This is a genomic window from Kaistia defluvii (genome assembly GCF_026343955.1).
In the GTDB taxonomy this organism is placed as follows: Bacteria; Pseudomonadota; Alphaproteobacteria; order Rhizobiales; family Kaistiaceae; genus Kaistia; species Kaistia defluvii.
This window is the reverse complement of sequence record NZ_JAPKNI010000009.1, coordinates 112471-131094: the sequence shown is the minus strand read 5'-3', so window position 1 is coordinate 131094 and position 18624 is coordinate 112471. Positions and strand designations below refer to the sequence as shown.

At 68.1% G+C, this 18624-nt stretch carries 19 protein-coding genes; 6 read left to right on the top strand and 13 right to left on the bottom strand.

All coding sequences use genetic code 11. The annotated features are described in order from the left end of the window. The first annotated feature begins 11 nt into the window (after nt 1–11). The gene (locus tag OSH10_RS19660) at nt 12–650 is read left to right on the top strand and encodes a trimeric intracellular cation channel family protein (RefSeq protein WP_266333845.1); all 639 of its coding nucleotides are present in this window, start codon (nt 12–14) and stop codon (nt 648–650) included. A 97-nt stretch (nt 651–747) separates the two neighbouring features. Here the strand turns inward: OSH10_RS19660 and OSH10_RS19655 are convergent, their stop codons facing one another. The 5 genes from OSH10_RS19655 to rsmI form a co-directional block, all read right to left on the bottom strand. Then, nucleotides 748–1584 (bottom strand): GNAT family N-acetyltransferase, encoded by an 837-nt coding sequence (locus OSH10_RS19655; RefSeq protein WP_266333843.1) that lies wholly within the window; start codon nt 1582–1584, stop codon nt 748–750. 483 nt (nt 1585–2067) lie between these two features. Further along, nucleotides 2068–3600 (bottom strand): YifB family Mg chelatase-like AAA ATPase, encoded by a 1533-nt coding sequence (locus tag OSH10_RS19650; RefSeq protein ID WP_266333841.1) that lies wholly within the window; start codon nt 3598–3600, stop codon nt 2068–2070. 106 nt (nt 3601–3706) lie between these two features. Then, nucleotides 3707–4648 carry a glutathione synthase gene (gene gshB, locus OSH10_RS19645; protein WP_266333839.1) on the bottom strand — a complete coding sequence of 314 codons (942 nt, stop codon included), beginning with the start codon at nt 4646–4648 and terminating at the stop codon, nt 3707–3709. A 64-nt stretch (nt 4649–4712) separates the two neighbouring features. Continuing rightward, nucleotides 4713–5081 (bottom strand): YraN family protein, encoded by a 369-nt coding sequence (locus OSH10_RS19640; protein ID WP_266333949.1) that lies wholly within the window; start codon nt 5079–5081, stop codon nt 4713–4715. Further along, entirely contained in the window at nt 5068–6063 is a 996-nt protein-coding gene (rsmI, locus tag OSH10_RS19635) for a 16S rRNA (cytidine(1402)-2'-O)-methyltransferase (RefSeq protein ID WP_266333837.1), read from the bottom strand. Before rsmI ends, OSH10_RS19640 begins: the two co-directional genes overlap by 14 nt. Nucleotides 6064–6193: 130 nt before the next feature. On the opposite strand from rsmI, the gene OSH10_RS19630 reads away from it, so the two are divergent. Further along, complete coding sequence (locus tag OSH10_RS19630) at nt 6194–7417, top strand: penicillin-binding protein activator (protein WP_266333835.1); 1224 nt, start codon at nt 6194–6196, stop codon at nt 7415–7417. 196 nt (nt 7418–7613) lie between these two features. Here the strand turns inward: OSH10_RS19630 and hemW are convergent, their stop codons facing one another. From hemW to rph, 3 genes are read right to left on the bottom strand one after another with little or no spacing between them, the layout of a single operon-like run. Beyond that, a complete protein-coding gene (gene hemW / locus OSH10_RS19625) occupies nt 7614–8771 on the bottom strand; it encodes a radical SAM family heme chaperone HemW (protein WP_266333833.1) in 1158 nt (385 codons plus the stop codon). Nucleotides 8772–8776: 5 nt separating this feature from the next. Then, complete coding sequence (locus OSH10_RS19620; protein WP_266333831.1) at nt 8777–9427, bottom strand: non-canonical purine NTP pyrophosphatase; 651 nt, start codon at nt 9425–9427, stop codon at nt 8777–8779. Continuing rightward, nucleotides 9424–10140, bottom strand: a complete 717-nt coding sequence (gene rph / locus OSH10_RS19615) for a ribonuclease PH (RefSeq protein WP_266333829.1) — start codon at nt 10138–10140, stop codon at nt 9424–9426. The genes OSH10_RS19620 and rph overlap by 4 nt, the downstream gene beginning before the upstream one ends. Nucleotides 10141–10274: 134 nt before the next feature. Between rph and hrcA the strand changes: the two genes are divergently transcribed. Then, nucleotides 10275–11360 (top strand): heat-inducible transcriptional repressor HrcA, encoded by a 1086-nt coding sequence (gene hrcA, locus OSH10_RS19610; RefSeq protein WP_266333827.1) that lies wholly within the window; start codon nt 10275–10277, stop codon nt 11358–11360. A gap of 77 nt (nt 11361–11437) precedes the next feature. Then, complete coding sequence (locus tag OSH10_RS19605) at nt 11438–12409, top strand: complex I NDUFA9 subunit family protein (RefSeq protein WP_266333825.1); 972 nt, start codon at nt 11438–11440, stop codon at nt 12407–12409. An 81-nt stretch (nt 12410–12490) separates the two neighbouring features. Here OSH10_RS19605 and OSH10_RS19600 read toward each other — a convergent pair whose 3' ends face one another. Continuing rightward, nucleotides 12491–13297 carry an undecaprenyl-diphosphate phosphatase gene (locus OSH10_RS19600; protein WP_266333823.1) on the bottom strand — a complete coding sequence of 269 codons (807 nt, stop codon included), beginning with the start codon at nt 13295–13297 and terminating at the stop codon, nt 12491–12493. Nucleotides 13298–13452: 155 nt separating this feature from the next. On the opposite strand from OSH10_RS19600, the gene OSH10_RS19595 reads away from it, so the two are divergent. Together OSH10_RS19595 and queG are read left to right on the top strand one after the other, a co-directional pair. After that, nucleotides 13453–14145 carry a glutathione S-transferase family protein gene (locus OSH10_RS19595; RefSeq protein ID WP_266333821.1) on the top strand — a complete coding sequence of 231 codons (693 nt, stop codon included), beginning with the start codon at nt 13453–13455 and terminating at the stop codon, nt 14143–14145. Beyond that, nucleotides 14043–15290, top strand: a complete 1248-nt coding sequence (queG, locus tag OSH10_RS19590) for a tRNA epoxyqueuosine(34) reductase QueG (RefSeq protein WP_266333819.1) — start codon at nt 14043–14045, stop codon at nt 15288–15290. The genes OSH10_RS19595 and queG overlap by 103 nt, the downstream gene beginning before the upstream one ends. A gap of 283 nt (nt 15291–15573) precedes the next feature. Here queG and OSH10_RS19585 read toward each other — a convergent pair whose 3' ends face one another. The 4 genes from OSH10_RS19585 to OSH10_RS19570 form a co-directional block, all read right to left on the bottom strand. Then, nucleotides 15574–16194 carry a 2,3-bisphosphoglycerate-dependent phosphoglycerate mutase gene (locus tag OSH10_RS19585; protein ID WP_266333817.1) on the bottom strand — a complete coding sequence of 207 codons (621 nt, stop codon included), beginning with the start codon at nt 16192–16194 and terminating at the stop codon, nt 15574–15576. A 20-nt stretch (nt 16195–16214) separates the two neighbouring features. Beyond that, nucleotides 16215–17027, bottom strand: coding sequence for a 4-hydroxy-tetrahydrodipicolinate reductase (dapB, locus tag OSH10_RS19580; protein WP_266333815.1), 813 nt, complete (start codon nt 17025–17027; stop codon nt 16215–16217). Nucleotides 17028–17085: 58 nt separating this feature from the next. Then, the gene (pyrF, locus tag OSH10_RS19575) at nt 17086–17793 is read right to left on the bottom strand and encodes an orotidine-5'-phosphate decarboxylase (RefSeq protein WP_266333813.1); all 708 of its coding nucleotides are present in this window, start codon (nt 17791–17793) and stop codon (nt 17086–17088) included. 181 nt (nt 17794–17974) lie between these two features. Further along, on the bottom strand, nt 17975–18571 hold the full coding sequence (locus tag OSH10_RS19570; RefSeq protein ID WP_266333811.1) for a class I SAM-dependent methyltransferase: 597 nt from the start codon (nt 18569–18571) through the stop codon (nt 17975–17977). Nucleotides 18572–18624: the final 53 nt, after the last annotated feature.

Below are 18624 nucleotides of genomic sequence, written 5' to 3'. Positions count from 1 at the left end.
CGGGGGAGGCTGTGGACGCTGCCCTGCTCTACAGCCTCGACCTCATCGGGGTTTTCGTCTTTGCCGTCACGGGGGCGCTCGCCGCGTCCAGGCGGCAGCTTGATCTCGTCGGCTTTGTCTTCCTCGCCGCCATGACGGGCGTCGGGGGCGGCACGATCCGCGACGTGATCCTGGGAGCGACTCCGGTCTTCTGGATCACCCAGCCGGCGCCGGTCGTGCTCTGCGCCCTGACCGGCGTCATTGTCTTCTTCCTGGCGCCCTTCATCGAATATCGCTACCGGCTGCTGCTCTGGGCCGATGCGATCGGCATCTCCGGCTATTGCGTCATGGGCGCGGCCCGGGCGCTCGATGCCGGTGCCAGCCCGTTTGGCGCGGTGGTGATGGGCGTCGTCACCGCCACCTTCGGCGGCATCATCCGCGATATCGTCACGGGCGAGCCCTCGGTGCTGCTGCGCAAGGAAATCTACGTCACGGCCACGGTGGTCGGCGCCGCGCTGTTCGTGCTGGCGAGCGATCTCGGCCTGCCGTTCTGGCCGGCGGCGTTCCTCGGCGCGATCAGCGCCTTCATCGTGCGCGCTGGCGCGCTTATCTTCGGCTGGACGCTGCCGACCTACCGCTCGCGCGCCGGTCGTGCCTTCCCGCCGCGCTAGACCCTTTCATCGTCTCTCTGAAACGGAGAAAGGCTCTAACGCCTTGTGGGGTTGCGTTTTCTTCACGCGAACCGGTACCCCTTCGCTCGACAACGCGCTAGGCCGCGTAGCGGGTCGCGTCGACGCCGTAGTGGTTGACATAGCGCTCGTTGATCGAGGCCACGGGCAGCACGATCAACACATCCGTCGTGCCGAACTGGCGGTCGACCACGGCGCCGTCGCCGATATAGGCGCCGAGGCGCAGATAGCCCTTGATCAGCGGCGGCAGCGTCTTCAGCGCCGCCTTCATGTCGATCGCCCCTTCCGGCAGCCGGTCCATGGCGACACGACGATGCGGCAGCGCGCTTACCGACCATTCGGCCGGCGCGCGGGCATGGTGGTGCAGGAAGGAAAGCGGCAGCGCCAGGGCGTCGGGATTGGTGCCTTCGAGCGACGCACAGCCGACCATCACGTCGATGCCATGGCTGCGGACATAGCTCCAGATGCCGTGCCAGAGCAGTTCGACCGTGCGCTTGGTGCGATAGGGCTTGAGGACGCAGGAGCGGCCGAGCTCGAGGAAATTCAGCGCGTCGTGGCGCTCCAGCAGGGGGCCGATGTCGAACTCGCTCGCCGAATAGAATCCGGTATGCCGGCTTGCCACCTCCTGGCGCAACAGGCGGTACGTGCCGACGATCGCCGCTTCGCCGGCGGCGGTCCGGGTATCATGGTCGATGACGAGGAGATGGTCGCAGATCCGGTCGAAGCCGTCGCGATCGCGGCGCGACAGCTGTGCCTGCACGTCCGGAATGGCCGACATTTCCTCGTAGAAGACCTTGTAGCGCAGCTTCTGCGCCTTTTTCACCTCGCGCGGGGTGACGGCGAGCCGGACTTCCAGCGCTCCGATTCGTCCGAGCGACTCAGGCAGGGGCAGGGCAGGGCGAAGGGCTTTCGGCATCGGAAGTCTTATACCGCCGAATACGCGCTGCGATAGTGCCGGCAAAGCAATGATCGCCGCCGATACACGCTGGACCTGCTGGGACGCGGCGTTCACGCGCTTCACCATCACACTGTTCTCCGGCTCCGCCCGACCGGCTCATGCCGGGATCACGGGGCTACCCGGCGAAGAGATCACATCTCTCCGACAGTTTGGTGACGAAGCTCTTCCGGGGCTTGTCCGGCCGCTGTTGCCGCTTCGCCGGCAAAGCGCGTCATGAGGCTCGGCCATGATGGTTCGGTCAGCAGCAGCTCCAGACGGCTGGCGTGCGGGTACGTGCGTGGCTCGTCTAGAACCCCGGGCGTGTGGGAAGCAGACAGCTCGAGCCCCTCGATCCTCACCAGCCTGCCGATTGCCCACGCGCGTCAGTCCGGGCGCCCGGCCGAAGAAGGCGACCCATCCCCGATCTGTCCTTCCTCAGCCCTCTGCCCCCTCGGAAGCCGTTCAGGCCGCCGCCAGGATGCGATCGCCTGCGACGCGGTAGCGCAGCGCCTCGGCGAGGTGCAGGCGGCCGACGGTCTCGGCGCCGTCGAGATCGGCGATGGTGCGCGCCACCTTGAGCACGCGGTGATAGCCGCGCGCGGACAGTTTCAGCGCGGCGGCTGCGTCGCCGAGCAGCTTGATGCCGGCCTCGTCGGGCGTGGCAATCGTCTCGATCAGCGAACTGGCGCATTGGGCGTTGGTGCGGATGTTGTCGACGCCCAGCGCCTCGAACCGTTCCGCCTGTAGCGCGCGCGCCGCCGCGACCCGCTCGGCCACGGTGGCGCTGCTTTCGGACGGGGCCGTGCCGATCAGATCGCTCGCGGTCACCGCCGGCACCTCGATGCGCAGGTCGATTCGGTCGAGGAAGGGCCCGGAAAGCCGGGCCTGATAGTCGGCGGCGCAGCGCGGGCCTCGCTTGCAGCTCATGCCGGGTTCTCCCGCCATGCCGCATCGGCACGGATTCATGGCGGCGATCAGCTGGAAACGCGAGGGATAGCGGATGCGGTGGTTGGCGCGGGCGATCAGAACTTCGCCGGCTTCGAGCGGCTGGCGCAGCGAATCGAGCACCTGGGGCGTGAATTCCGGCAGCTCGTCGAGGAACAGGATGCCGTGATGGGCGAGCGACGCCTCGCCCGGTCGCGCGCGCAGGCCGCCGCCGACCATGGCGGCCATCGAGGCTGAGTGATGCGGCGCGCGAAACGGCCGGCGATCTGTCAGCTTGCCGCCGGAAAGCTCGCCGCCGATCGAGGCGATCATCGAGACTTCCAGCAGTTCCTTGGGCGAGAGCGGCGGCAGGATCGAGGGCAGGCGGCTCGCCAGCATCGACTTGCCGGCGCCGGGCGGCCCGGCCATCAGCAGGTTGTGGCCGCCGGCGGCGGCGATCTCCAGCGCGCGGCGGGCGCTTTCCTGGCCACGCACATCGGCGAGATCGGGGAGGGGGGCGCCGTCGCGCTGCAGCGCCGGTGTCGGCCGGGTCAGGACCTGCGTGCCCTTGAAGTGGTTGGCGATGGCGATCAGGCTGCGCGGCGCGAGGATTTCCATGTCGCCGCCGGCCCAGGCGGCTTCCGCCCCGCAGGCGGCCGGGCAGATCAGCCCGCGCCCCATGGCGTTGGCGCCGATCGCCGCCGGCAGCACGCCGGCCACGGTGGCGATGGTGCCGTCCAGCGCCAGCTCGCCGAGCACGACGAAATCCGTCAGCTGGTCGCCGGGAAGCGCGCCAAGACCGGCCATCAGGCCGAGTGCGATCGGCAGGTCGTAATGGCTGCCTTCCTTGGGCAGGTCGGCCGGCGCCAGGTTGATGATGATCCGCTTCGGCGGCAGGGCGAGGCCGGAGGCATGCAGCGCGGCGCGCACCCGCTCGCGGCTCTCGGCCACCGCCTTGTCCGGCAGGCCGACGATGATGATGCCGGGGAAGCCGGGCGCGATCTGCACCTGGACGTCGACCGGAACCGCCTCGATGCCCTGAAAAGCCACCGTCGTGACATGCGCGACCATGCCTGCTCCCCCTTTGATGATGACGTTACGTCAATCTCAGGGAGAGTCAAGAACAGGTCGTGAACATCCGTCGCGACGGGCAGATCCTGTTAGCGCCCTGTTAACCCTAGCGCTTGGATTCGATCGCGTCCCAGACCAGCGCCGCGATGTCCGCGCCGCCGAAGCGCTTCACCTCGCGGATGCCGGTCGGCGAGGTGACGTTGATCTCGGTCAGGTAGTCGCCGATGACGTCGATGCCGACGAAGACGAAGCCGCGCTTCTTCAGATCGGGCCCGATCGCCTCGCAGATCTCGCGGTCGCGCCGGGTCAGCTCGATCGGCTCGGGGCGGCCGCCGACATGCATGTTGGAGCGCGACTCGCCATCCGCCGGCACCCGGTTGATCGCGCCGACCGCGACGCCGTCGACCAGGATGATGCGCTTGTCGCCGGCCCGCACTGCCGGCAGGTAGCGCTGCACGACATAGGGTTCGCCGCGATAGGCGGCGGCGAAGATTTCCAGCAGCGAGGCGAGGTTCTGGTCGCCCTCCGACAGGCGGAACACGCCGGCGCCGCCATTGCCGAACAGCGGCTTGATGATGATGTCGCCATGCTCCTGGCGGAAGCGGCGGATCTCTTCGGGATCGCGCGAGATCAGCGTCGGCGGCATCAGCTTGGGATATTCGGTGACGAAGATCTTTTCCGGCGCGTTGCGCACTTCGGCGGGGTCGTTGACCACCAGCGTCTTCGGATGGATGCGCTCGAGCAGGTGCGTCGTCGTGATATAGCCCATGTCGAAGGGCGGATCCTGGCGCAGCAGCACCACGTCCAGCGTGGAGAGGTCGGTGCGCTCCGCCTCGCCGAGCGAGAAATGGTCGCCCGGCACGTCGCGCACGGTGACCGCCTCGATCGCCGCCTCGACCCGGCCGTCGTTCAGCGACAGCCGGTCGGGCGTGTAGTGATAGAGCGTGTGGCCGCGTCGCTGGCCTTCCAGCATCAGGGCGAAGGTGGAATCGCCACGGATATTGATCTTGGCGATGTGGTCCATCTGGACGGCGACGGAAAGCGACATGAAGGCCCCCAATGCGGAATAGGCCTCTTATGTCGTGTGGCGGGGCCGGATGGCAATGCCGCTGTCAGCGATCGGAAGCAAAAGCGTCGACGATGTGGTGCGGCAGCCGGCGCGGCAGGACGGCGACGACGTCGAACCGAAGCGTCAGACCCGCCGCCTGCGGGTGGCGGGCGACGAAGCTCTCCGCCGCCCGGATCAGGCGCCCCCGCGCCGCCGGCGTGATCGCCAGGATGGCCGCGTCCTTCGTCCGGCGCGCCTTGACCTCGACGAAGACCAGTGTCCGCCCGCGCTGCATGACGAGGTCGATCTCGCCAAGCGGGCTGCGGAAGCGCCGCGCGATCGTGCGATAGCCCTTCAGGTTGAGATAGAGTGCTGCGACCGTTTCGGCGAAACGGCCATGGCGTTCCGAGGCGCGGCGGTCAGGCCGCGCCATCTTCATCGTCGACGATCTCGGCGGGATCGTCTTCGTCGTCTTCCACGGCCTCGGCGGCTTCCGCCTTCAGTTCCAGCGCGCGCTGGTAGAGATCGCGCTTCGGCATGCCGGTGGCGGTCGCGGCCAGCGCCGCCGCTTCCTTCAGCGGGTGATTTTCCAGCAGCCGGGCGAGCAGCGAGTCGATCTCCTCGGCTTCGGGCTCGCTGGCGACCGGCGGGCCAATCAGGATGACGATCTCGCCTTTGGGCGATGGTTCGCCGCCAAACGCCTCCGCCAGCGATCCAAGCGTGCCGCGCCGGATGGTTTCGAACGTCTTGGTCAGTTCGCGCGCCACGACGGCCGGGCGGTCGGCGCCCAGCGTTTCCGCCATGTCGGCGAGCGAATCCGCCGTCCGGTGCGGCGATTCATAGAAGATCAGCGTGCCGGGCACGTCGGCCAGCGCCGCGAGCCGCTTCTTGCGGCCGACGGTGCGGTTGGGCAGGAAGCCGGCGAACAGGAAGGTGTCGGTCGGCAGCGCCGCCGCGACAAGCGCGGTGAGCAGCGCCGAGGCGCCGGGGATCGGGATGACGCGATGGCCGGCGCCCAGCACGTCGCCGACCAGCCGGAAGCCCGGATCGGAAACCAGAGGCGTGCCGGCATCGCTGACCAGCGCGATCGTCTTGCCCGCCGCGAGCGCCGCCAGCAGTTTCGGGCGCTGCCGGTCGGCATTGTGCTCGTGATAGGCGAAGAGCTCGGTCTCGATGCCGTAGTGGCGGGTCAGCACGCGGGTGACGCGCGTATCCTCGCAGGCGATCACATCGGCGGCGGCGAGCGTCGCCAGCGCGCGGATGGTGATGTCGCGCAGATTGCCGATCGGCGTCGAGACGATATAGAGGCCGGGCTCGATCGCCGGCGCGCGCAGGCGCTGGCCGTCGATCTGATAGCCGGCCTGGCTCTCGCCGCCGGCGCCTTCCGGCGGTACCGGCCTTGCGGGAGCGCTCATGACGCGCCCGCGCCGACGTTGTGGAGATGTGACACCAGACCTGAATTCACCGAAACCGCCGCTCTTTGCCGCTGAACAACCATGGGCTTTCCAGTACAGTTACATCTTGCGATTGAACAGGAGAAGGCGTGTGGGTTGGTTCCGTTCCGAACGGTGGGATGCGGGCAGGGCAGGGGCGTTCGCCTCCTGCGTCGCCGCGCTCGGCCTGCTCGCCGCCTGCGCCTCGACCGTGGGAGGGCCCGGCGCGGCGGCCAGCCTGGCGCCGGCCGCGACCGGCAACCAGCCCGTCCATGGCGAGACGCTCGGCACGGGCACGGTGCGCGTCGCCCTGCTGGTGCCGTCTTCCGCGACCGGCAATGCCGGCGTCATCGCCGCCAATCTGAAGAATGCCGCCGATCTGGCGCTGCGCGAATTCCAGGGCGGCGCCAATCTGCAGATCCTGGTCAAGGATGATCGCGGCACGCCGGAAGGCGCGCGCGAGGCGGCGACCGAGGCGATCTCGCAGGGCGCCGAACTGATCATCGGGCCGCTCTTCGCCCAGTCCGTCGCGGCAGCGGCCTCCGTCGCCAGGCCGGCCGGCGTACCGATCGTCGCCTTCTCGACCGATACCAGCATCGCGGCCCGCAACGTCTATCTGCTGAGCTTCCTGCCGCAATCCGATGCCGACCGGATCATCAGCTATGCCGCCTCGCAGGGAAAACGCTCCATCGCGGCCCTGCTGCCGGATAACGGCTATGGCACGGTAATGGAGGCGGCCGTCCAGCGCGCCGCCACCGCCAATGGCGCCCGCATCATCACGATCGAGCGCTACGGCCTCGACCGGGTCGCCATGCAGCAGAAGGCGGAGGCGATCGCGGCGGTGATCCAGAGCGGCCAGGTCGACGCCGTGTTCATGCCGGACGCCGGCGACGCCGCGCCGTTCCTGGCGCAGATCTTCTCCGCCCGCGGCATCCGGCCGGGGCAGGTCAAGTTCCTGGGCTCCGGCCAGTGGGACGATCCACGCATCGCCGCCGAGCCGACGCTTCGCGGCGGCTGGTATCCGGCGCCCGACCGCGCCGGCTATGCCGCCTTCGCGGTGCGCTATCAGGGCGTGTTTGGCGCGCCGCCGCTGCGCACCGCTTCGCTCGGCTATGACGCGACCAGCCTCGCCGCCGGGCTTGCCGCCCGCTATGGCGACAGGCGCTTCACGGCCGACACGCTGGCGAATCCGAACGGCTTCATCGGCGTTGACGGCGCCTTCCGCTTCCTGCCCGACGGCACCAACCAGCGCCAGCTGGCCGTCTACGAGCTCGGCGGCGGGACGCCCGTTATGATCGACCGCGCCCCGCAGACCTTTGCCCGCACGGGGACGTAGCCGGTTCATCGACGCGGACAAGCAAGACCCTCACCCCACCCTCTCCCGCCAGCGGGCGAGGGCTTTTCGGCCGGCGTTTCAGGATACCTGCGGGCGGATCGAACAGGCGCGGGCGCCCCCTCTCCCGCGCGCGGGAGAGGGCGGGGGTGGGGGGCTTTCCTTCACCTCTCCCCATGGGAGAGGTGAAGGAAAGATCTCAGGCCGCCAGGTCGGCGACGACCGCGTCCAGCACGAAGGAGCCGGAGCGGGTGGCGCGGATGCGGTTTTCGTCGATCTGCTCGACCATGCCGTGCTCGATCAGATCGGCCAGCCGGCGCGGGTCGAGCGTGCGGCCGGCGATCGCCCTGTAGCGGCGCAGATCGATGCCCTCGGTCAGGCGGAGCCCCATCAGCAGCATCTCGTCGCCGGATTCCTCCGGCGTCAGGATGTCGTCGGTCTCGATGCCGTCGCCCCAGGATTCGACCCGGCCGAGCCAGGTTTCCGGCAGCAGCGTCGTCGCGGTGGCGTGGCGCTGGCCGTCGATGACCAGCCGGCCATGCGCGCCGGGACCGATGCCGGCATATTCGCCATAGCGCCAATAGACGAGATTGTGCCGGCATTCGCCGCCGGGAACCGCGTGGTTGGAGATCTCATAGGCCGGGCGGCCATGCTTGTCGCAGACCTCCTGCGTGATCTCGAACAAGGTGGCGGCCGTGTCCTCGTCGGGAATGGCGAGCTTGCCGGCCTGGTAGAGCTTCTCGAACATCGTGCCGGGCTCGATGGTGAGCTGGTAGAGCGACATGTGGTCGGAGGCGCGTTCCAGCGCCTGCATCAGCTCGGCCCGCCACATGTCCGGCGTCTGGCCCGGACGGGCGTAGATCAGGTCGAAGGACAGGCGGGGGAACGTGGCGCGGGCGATGTCGATGGCGCGCATCGCCTCTTCGACATTGTGCACACGGCCGAGCGCCTTCAGGTCTGTGTCGTTCAGCGCCTGCACGCCGAGCGAGACGCGGTTGACGCCGGCGGCGCGATAGCCGCGGAAGCGTTCCGCCTCGACGCTGGAGGGGTTGGCCTCCATCGAGATCTCGGCATCCGGCGCGACGTTCCATGCAGCACCGATGGCGTCGAGAATGGTGCCGACCGTCTTCGGGTCCATCAGCGACGGTGTGCCGCCGCCGAGGAAGATCGACTCGACCGTCCTGCCGGGGGACTTGGCCGCCATCGTCTTGATCTCGGTGACGAACGCCTTGGCGAACCGCTCCTGATCGACCCCCTGGTGGCGGACATGCGAGTTGAAGTCGCAATAGGGGCATTTGGCCGCGCAGAACGGCCAATGCACATAGACGCCAAATCCGGGTTCGATCGGGGGGGCCATGGATGTCAGGCCCCGAGCTCGGCTTCGGCGAACTTCGCGAAGGCGCGCGCCCGGTGCGACAGCGCATCGGTGCGGCCGGCCGACCAGCCGTGCTTCTCTTCCGCCACCATCTCGCCGAAGGTGCGCTCGTGGCCTTCCGGCAGGAAGGCGGGATCGTAGCCGAAGCCGAGTTCGCCGCGCGGCGGCCACACCAGCGTGCCGTCGATTTCGCCGCGATAATAGCGCGTTGTTCCATCCGGGAAGGCGAGGCAGAGCACGGCGACGAAGCGTCCGGTGCGGCTCTCCGGCGTGGTGGCGCCGGCCTGTTGAAGCTTCTCCTCGACATTGCGCATGGCGCGGGCGAAATCGCCGTCGGGCGCCGCCCAATCGGCCGAATAGACGCCGGGATCGCCGCCGATCGCGTCGACGCAGAGGCCGGAATCGTCCGAAAGCGCCGGGAAGCCCGACGCCCTGGCGGCGGCATGCGCCTTGATCGCTGCGTTTTCCTCGAACGTCGTGCCGGTCTCGTCCGGCACGGGCAGGCCGAGTTCGCCGGCCGAGACGACCTTGAGCCCGAACGGCGCCATCAGCCCGGCGAACTCACGCAGCTTGCCGCCATTATGCGAGGCGAGCACGAGCGTGTCGCCGGAGGTCAGGCGGTGGGAGGTCGCGTTCATCCGGAAATGGCCAGCTTCTGCAGTTCGACCAGGTCGACGATGCCGTTCTTGGCAAGCGTCAGCATCGCGGTCAGCTCGGCTTCGTTGAAGGGCTTGCCCTCGGCGGTGCCCTGGATCTCGACGATGCCGCCGGTGCCGGTCATGACGAAGTTCGCATCCGTCTCGGCTTCCGAATCCTCGGCATAGTCGAGGTCGAGCACCGGCGTGCCGCGATACATGCCGACCGAGACGGCGGCGACGTGGTCGCGGATCACCTTCGGGCCGACCATGTCGCGCGACTTCATCCAGGCGACGCAATCATAGAGCGCCACCCAGGCGCCGGTGACCGAGGCCGTGCGGGTGCCGCCATCGGCCTGCAGCACGTCGCAATCGATGGTGATCTGCTTCTCGCCGAGATGGACGAGATCGACGACGGCGCGCAGCGAGCGGCCGATCAGGCGCTGGATTTCCTGCGTCCGGCCGGACTGCTTGCCGGTCGCGGCCTCGCGGCGCATGCGGTCGCCCGTCGAGCGCGGCAGCATGCCGTATTCGGCGGTGACCCAGCCCTTGCCGGACCCGCGCAGCCAGGATGGCGGCTTGTCCTCGAGGCTGGCGGTGCAAAGCACGTGCGTGTCGCCGAACTTGACCAGGCAAGAGCCCTCCGCGTGCTTGGCAACGCCGCGTTCAAGCGTTACCGCACGCAGGGCGTCCGCGGCGCGTTTCGAAGGTCGCATGGGATATTCCTGGCTGTTTCGTTGGTCCGCTTGTACAGGTCGGCGGCTCAAAACGTAAAGCCCTGCTTGAACCGGGCGTCGAAATCGACACTTAATCAAAGAGATCGAAGCTTTCGAAGAGAGGATCCAGCGTCTTGCCCGCCGACCGCACGGCCACCGAGACGGCATCGTCGGCGCTTTCCGCGCTCGATCAGCGCTCGCGCGAAATCTTCAAGCGCATCGTCGACAGCTATCTGGAGACGGGGGAGCCACTCGGCTCGCGCAACCTGGCCCGCATCCTGCCGATGGCGCTGTCGCCCGCCTCGGTCCGCAATGTGATGGCCGATCTCGAAGGCCTGGGCCTGATCTACGCGCCGCATACTTCGGCCGGACGGCTGCCGACGGAAAGCGGTCTGCGCCTGTTCGTCGACGCGATGCTCGAAGTTGGCGACCTGACCTCGGACGAACGGCGCGACATTGAGAGCCGGGTCGCCGGCGGCGGCGCCGGCCGCACGGTCGATGGCGTCCTGAGCGAGGCCGGGCGCATGCTGTCGGGCCTGTCGCGCGGCGCCGGCGTCGTGCTCGCCTCGAAGAGCGACCAGCGGCTGAAGCACATCGAATTCGTCCGCCTGGAGCCGACCAAGGCGCTGGTCGTGCTGGTCGGCGAGGATGGCTCGGTCGAGAACCGGCTGATCGACCTCGACCCCGGCACGACGCCGTCGAGCCTGGTCGAGGCGGCGAACTATCTCAACACGCATCTGCGCGGCCGCAGCCTGGCGGAAGCCCGCGCCGAGCTGAACCAGCGGCAGCGGCAGGTCCGCGCCGAGCTCGACCAGCTGACCGCGCGCCTGATCGATGCGGGGCTCGCGAGCTGGGTCGAGGCGACCGGCGTGCGGCCGGACACGCTGATCGTCCGCGGCCAGGCCAATCTGCTCGAGGACGTGCGCGCCGCCGAGGATCTCGAGCGCATCCGCCTGCTGTTCGACGATATCGAGACGCAGCGCGAGCTGGTGCATCTCCTGGGCAGCGCCGAGGCAGGCGACGGCGTCCGCATCTTCATCGGCTCGGAGAACAAGCTGTTCTCGCTGTCGGGCTCGTCGCTGGTGGTATCGCCCTACCGCGATTCCGAGAGCCGCGTGGTTGGCGTGCTGGGCGTGATCGGGCCGACCCGGCTTAATTATGCGCGCATCGTGCCGATGGTCGATTACACGGCGAAGCTGGTCGGGCGGCTGATCGGCTGAGCGCGACCGTCTGGCGTCTGTACAGCGCCGCGGCGAGCCGATATGAGAACGCTTCAAAGATAGATGGAGACGAGAACATGGCGACGGGTACCGACAAACTGGTCACGGTTTTCGGCGGCTCTGGCTTCATCGGCCGTCATGTGGTGCGCGCGCTGGCGAAGCGCGGCTGGCGCATCCGTGTCGCGGTGCGTCGCCCGGATCTCGCCGGCCACCTGCAGCCGCTCGGCTCCGTCGGCCAGATCATGCCGGTGCAGGCCAATCTGCGCTATCGCTGGTCGGTCGACCGCGCCATCGAGGGCGCCGACGCGGTCGTCAACCTGGTCGGCGTGCTGAACGAGAGCGGCCGCCAGAACTTCTCCGTCCTGCATAATTTCGGCGCCCGCGCCGTGGCCGAGGCGGCCCGCGCCGCCGGCATCAAGACGCTGGTGCACCAGTCGGCGCTCGGCGCCGATGCGAATTCGGAATCGCTCTATGCCCGCACCAAGGCGCTGGGCGAGGCGGCCGTGCTCGAGACCGTGCCGGAAGCCGTCATCCTGCGTCCCTCGATCGTGTTCGGGCCGGAAGACCAGTTCTTCAACCGCTTCGGCGACATGGCCCGCATCTCGCCGTTCCTGCCGCTGATCGGCGGCGGCGCCACCCGGCTGCAGCCGGTTTTCGTCGGCGATGTCGCGGAGGCGATCGCGCGCGCCGTCGAGGGCCAGTTGTCCGGCGGTACTATCTATGAGCTCGGCGGGCCGGAAGTGAAGACCTTCCGCCAGTGCCTGGAACTGCTGCTGACCGAGATCGAGCGTTCGCCGCTGCTGGTCCCGGTCCCCTGGACCCTGGCGCATTACGGCGCGGCGGTGGCGCAGTGGCTGCCCAAGCCGCTCCTGACCGTCGACCAGGTTCGCGTGCTGAAGCAGGACAATGTCGTCTCGCCGGCCGCCGAGGCCGAGGGCCGCACGCTGGACGGCATCGGCATTCATCCGAGCAATCTGCTCGCCGTGCTGCCCTCCTACCTGCAGCGCTTCAAGCCGCATGGTCAGTTCGACCACAAGCGCACGGCCTGATCGCCCGATTCTTCCCGACATGAAAAAGGCCCGCTTCCGGCTATGGAAGCGGGCCTCTTTAATGGGCATCGGGGTCGACGGTCAGCCGAAGGTCAGAACGGCGGCGAGGCCGATGGCGCCGACGATGATCCGCCAGTAGGCGAAGGGCGCGAAGCCGCGTTGGCTGACGAAATCGAGCAGCCGGCGCACCACGAACACGCCGGCGATGAAGGCGGCGATGAAGCCGACGATGATGTTCCAGGCGCCGGCCGTCGTGATCTGATCGTGCGTCTTGTAGAGATCATAGGCGAAGGCGCCGGCCATGGTCGGCATCGCCAGGAAGAACGAGAACTCCGCCGCGGCGCGCTTGTCGCTGCCGAACAGCATGGCGGCGACGACCGACGAGCCCGAGCGGGAGACGCCGGGGATCATCGCCAGGCACTGCGCCACGCCTATGCCGAAATACATGCCGAGCGAGAAATCCATCGCGTCGTGATAGCGCGGCTTCAGATCGAGCCGGTCGACGATCAGCAGGATGAAGCCACCGACGATCAGCATGATGCAGATCAGCATCGGGCTTTCGAACAGCACCTGCTTGATGAAGCCATGCGCGGCGGCGCCGATGACGGCGGCGGGCAGGAAGGCGAGCAGGATGCCAAGCACGAAGCGACGCGTGCGCGGATCCGAGGGCAGGTCGTGCGCGATCTTCAGCAGCCGGCCGAAATAGACCGTCAGGATGGCGAGGATGGCGCCGAGCTGGATCAGCACCTCGAAAGCCCGGCCCGGACTGTCAAAGCCGAGGAAATGCCCCGCCAAAAGCAGGTGTCCTGTCGAGGAGACGGGGATGAACTCGGTAAGGCCCTCGATCAAGCCGAGGACAAGCGCATCCAGCAAACCTGGGATATCCATCATCGCTCCTGCGAATGCCGTTGAAGGTCGAAACCGGCGAATCGGCTTGATACTCGCCACAATCGCGGCCTATATGCGGGCGCTGGAGCCGTTCTCGCAACTGCACTCACCGCCGCAGAATCGCTTCGCATTTTCACCTCTCGACCTGCGTAACGATGTCCCTTCTGCACCATCATCCCTTTTCCGCCGCTTCGCGTTATGCCCGACTGGTCCTGTCGGAATATGACGAGGCCGTCGAATTCGTCGAAGAGAAGCCTTGGGTCCGAAATGCGGCCCTTTTGGCTCTGAATCCGGCTGGAATCCTGCCGGTTTTCATCGATGACAACGAGACGGTGGTGGCCGGCGGATCGGTGATCACCGAATATCTCGTCGAGACAAAGGGTGCGCGCATGGGCGAGGTCCGGCTGATGCCGGAGCATGCGGCCGATCGCGCCGAGGTGCGCCGCCTGGTCGAGTGGTTTTCCGGCAAGCTCCATGGCGAAGTGACCGGCTATCTCATCAATGAGAAGGTCTACAAGCGCCAGATGAAGCAGGGCGAAGGCAACACCGCGCCCGATCCGGCGGCGATCCGCGCCGCCCGCGCCAATGTGCGCTATCATATCCAGTATATCGGCTATCTGGCGGCGCGGCGGAACTGGCTGGCGGGACGCGAACTGACGCTGGCCGATTTCGCGGCGGCGGCCGAGATCTCCTGCATCGACTATCTTGGCGAGGTGCCATGGGAGGCGGACGAGGCGGCGAAGGCATGGTATGCGCGGGTGAAGTCGCGGCCGTCGTTCCGGCCGCTGCTGAACGACGTGGTGCGGGGCGTGCTGCCGGCACCGCATTACGTCGATCTGGATTTCTGATTCCCGCGCCGTCGACACCGAAACAGCGGGCGGCCGAGAAGGCGCGGCTCATCGCTGATGCGCGGGCCGAGGGCTTCAGCGTCGTCCGCGTCACCGGGCCGGACGCCATCCCGCTGGCGCCGGAACGCCTGCATGCCTTCCTGAGCGACGGACACCATGGCTCGATGGCCTGGATGGAAGAGACCGCCGCACGGCGCGCCGATCCCAAGATTCTCTGGCCTGATGTCCGCTCCGTCATCATGCTGGGCCTCAATTATGGCCCGGAAGACGATCCGCGCGCCCTGCTCGAAGCGCGCGAGCGTGGCAACATCTCCGTCTATGCCAGGAACCGCGACTATCACGACATCATCAAGGGCAAGCTGAAGCAGGTCGCCGGCCGGCTCGCCTCGCGCACGGGCGCGGAGGTCAAGGTTTTCGTCGACACGGCGCCGGTGATGGAAAAGCCTCTCGGCGAGGCGGCCGGCCTCGGCTGGCAGGGCAAGCACACCAATCTCGTCTCGCGCGAATTCGGCTCCTGGCTGTTTCTGGGCTCGATCTTCACGGCGTTGGAACTGCCCGTCGATCCGCCCGAGACGGACCATTGCGGCAAGTGCCGCGCCTGCCTCGACGCCTGTCCGACAAATGCTTTCCCCTCGCCCTACCGGATCGATGCGCGGCGCTGCATTTCCTATCTGACGATCGAGAATGCCGGGCCGATCCCGCGCGAGTTCCGCGTCGCCATGGGCAACCGCATCTATGGCTGCGACGATTGCCTGGCTGCCTGTCCCTGGAACAAGTTCGCCAAGGCCGCCTCGGAAATGAAGCTGAAGGCGCGGCCGGAATATGAGGGGCCGAGGCTCGCCGATCTCGTGGCGCTCGACGACGCGGCGTTCCGGGCGTTCTTTTCCGGTTCGCCGGTCAAGCGCATCGGCCGCGACCGGTTCGTGCGCAACGTCCTGGTGGCGATCGGCAATTCCGGTGAGGCCAGCCTGCTCCCGGCGGTACGGACGCTATTGGACGATTCGGCCCCGGTCGTCCGGGGCGCTGCTGTCTGGGCGTTCTCACGCCTGGCTTCGGCCGAGTTCGACGCGTCCCGCTTGGCCGCGATGGCGAGGGAAACAGACGAGAGCGTGCGGGCCGAATGGGCCTATCCGTCAGCCAGCTGAAGATGGCGGGAAGAAAAGCGCGGCCATAAGGCAAGCAAGACCCTCACCCAACCCTCTCCCGCGAGCGGGCTTTGGGCCGGCGACTCTCCGGGAGACGGCCCCTTAAGCGCAGGCAGACGGATCGGGTGCAGGTGACCCCCTACCGCTTGCGGGAGAGGGCTGGGGTGAGGGGCTTGCTGGGACTTCCCTTTCGGCTTCACCAACCGGTGTCGTCTTCGACCCTCAGAGGGTCCAGTCGGCGGCCGGGTTCTCGCGCATGCGTTCCAGCCGCCGGCTCATCGGTTCAGCCCTTGAGAACCTTCTTCTCGGCAACGGTCGTGTCGGCGTTCAGGCGGTAGACGATCGGCACGCCGGTCTCGAGCTCGCGTTCGAGGATCTCGGCCGGCGTCAGGCCTTCCAGCGCCATGATCAGGGCGCGCAGCGAATTGCCATGCGCGGCCACGATCACCTTTTCGCCGCGCATCACCGGCGGCAGGATGTTGAAGATGTAATAGGGCCAGACGCGCGCGCCGGTGTCCTTGAGCGACTCGCCGCCGGGCGGCGGCACGTCGTAGGAACGGCGCCAGATCTTGACCTGCTCCTCGCCCCATTTGGCGCGAGCGTCGTCCTTGTTGAGGCCGGAGAGGTCGCCATAGTCGCGCTCGTTCAGGGCGAGGTCGCGGATCGTCGGCAGGTCGGGCTGGCCGAGCTCACCGAGAATGAGCTTCAGCGTGTTCTGGGCGCGGCTGAGCTCGGAGGTGAAGGCGAGTCCGAAGGAGAGGTCGAGTGCCTTCAGGCGCTTGCCGGCGGCGGTCGCCTCGGCGACGCCCTGTTCCGTCAGTTCGGGGTCGCGCCAGCCGGTGAAGAGGTTCTTCAGGTTCCAGTCACTCTGGCCATGGCGCACGAGCACGAGAAGGCGATCCATACGGAAGGCTCCTTTTGGGGTCAGTCGGTGAAGCCGAGCACGTCGGCCATGGAATAGCGGCCGGGCTTGCGGCCATGGGCCCACAGCGCCGCCTTGATGGCGCCACGGGCGAAAAGGGCGCGGTCCGACGCGTGATGCGACAGCGTGATCATCTCGCCCTCGCCGGCGAGCATCACGGAATGGTCGCCGATGACGCTGCCGCCGCGCAAGGCGGCAAAGCCGATGCTGCCGCGCGGGCGCGGCCCGGTGATGCCGTCGCGCACGCGGACCGCGTGCTCGGCGAGGTCGATCTCGCGGCCCTCGGCCGCGGCCTGGCCCAGCAGCAGCGCGGTGCCGGACGGCGCGTCGACCTTGTGGCGGTGGTGCATCTCGAGCACCTCGATGTCGAATTCCTCGTCCAGCGCACGCGCCGCCTGGCGCACCAGCTGCGCCAGCAGGTTGACGCCGAGGCTCATATTGCCGGATTGCACGATGGCGGCATGGCGGGCGGCCGCGTCGATGGCGGCATGGTCCTCGGCCGACAGGCCGGTGGTGCCGATGACGTGGACGATGCGGGCCTGGGCGGCGATTTCGGCGAAGCCCAGCGTCGCGGCGGGCGAGGTGAAGTCGAGCACGCCCTGCGCCTGCGCGAAGACCGGCAGCGGGTCGTGCGAGATGGCGACGCCGAGGGCCGGCAGGCCGGCGACGACGCCCGCATCCTGGCCGACGAAGGGCGAGCCCTCGCGTTCGATCGCGCCGGCGACGGTGACGCCCTCGGTCTCGGTGACGAGACGGATCAGCGTCCGGCCCATGCGGCCGGCGGCACCGACGATGACAAGGCCCATATCGGTCATGGCGAGTTTCCCCCCGGTTGGTGAGCGCATATAGCAGGCCGGTGGCCGATGCGGGAGACTAGATCGCCGAGGCGACCTCGATTTCGGAGAGAATGGCCTTGGCGGCGGCGCGCGGATCGGCGGCTTCCAGGATCGGGCGGGCGACCACAAGGTGGTCGGCGCCGGCGCGAATGGCGGCGGCGGGCGTCGCGATCCGCTTCTGGTCGCCGACGATCGATCCGGCCGGGCGGATGCCGGGCGTGACGATCGCCATGCCGGCGCCGACGACGGCGCGCATGGCGCCGGCCTCTTCCGGCGAGCAGACGATGCCGTTCATGCCGGCGGCGCGGGCGTCGGCGGCGCGGCGCGCCACCAGTTCCGCCGGTCCCACGGCATAGCCGGCGGCGGCGAGGTCGCTCTCGTCCATCGAGGTCAGCACCGTCACCGCGAGCAGGCGCAGATCGCTGTCGCCCTTGCCCTGCACGGCGGCGCGCATCGCCTTGGGGTAGGCGTGGATGGTGCAGAAATGCATGCCGAGCTTGGCGATGTTCTGCACCGCATGCTCGACCGTATTGTCGATGTCGAGCAGCTTGACGTCGAGGAATACCTTCTTGCCCTGGTCGACCAGCCGCTCGGCAAAGGTCAGGCCGCCGGCGAAGCAGAGCTGCAGGCCGACCTTGTAGAAGGTCACGGTATCGCCAAGGGTCGCGACCATCTCCTGCGCCGCGTCCACGGTGGGGACGTCGAGGCCGACGATCAGGCGGTCGCGAATATCGAGCAGGGGCATGGGTCGGGCCTTCTGGTTCCGCCGCGCTTCCGGCGGCGTGTCGGGATCAATTCGCGCGGCAACGTCCGGTTGGCAAGTCTCGGATCCACGTCACGCTGCGCACGTTCGCGCGACGCGGAAGCCGCGGGGCGGCTCGGGCAGGGGGCAGGGCATCCAGGGCGGGCAAACGGATGTCGCGGGATCAGTGGGTGCGCCGATAGACCCAGACGCGGGCGGGCGGCACGTTCTTCATCACCCAGCCGGTATGCGAGGTGGAGAAGAGGTCGGGATCGGGCGGGATCGGGGAATTCAGGCCGTAGGAGAACTGGATGAAGGGCTGGCCCGGCTGCAGGCGGGCGAAGGCGGCGCTGATCAGCGCGCTCCGCCGGTTGGGCGGCTGGGTCAGCAGCGGCAGGCTGGAGATCACCGCGCCGACCGGGCCATCGACGCAGCCGGCAAGCGATTCGTTGAAGGCGTAGGCGTCGCCCTGGATGATCCGCACGCCCTGGAACCGCTTTTCCAGCAGCCGGCAGAAATCGGCGCTGTATTCGATCGAGGTGATGCGCTCGGCAGCCACCCCCCGCTCCAGCAGCGCCTTGGTGACGACCCCGGTGCCGGGCCCGAGCTCGATGATCGGCAGGGTATCCTCGGGATCGATGAAGCTCGCCATCAGCTTGGTCAGCGCCTTGCCGGAAGGACTGACCGCGCCCATGGACAGGGGCTTGCCCATCCAGCTCCGAAAGAAGCGGACTTCGTCCGCCACAAGCGCCTTGAACTTCCGCTTCTGGATTGAGGACATTCAGCACCCGGAACGTTGAGAGAGCGGACTATGCACGAGGCTTCGCGGCAATC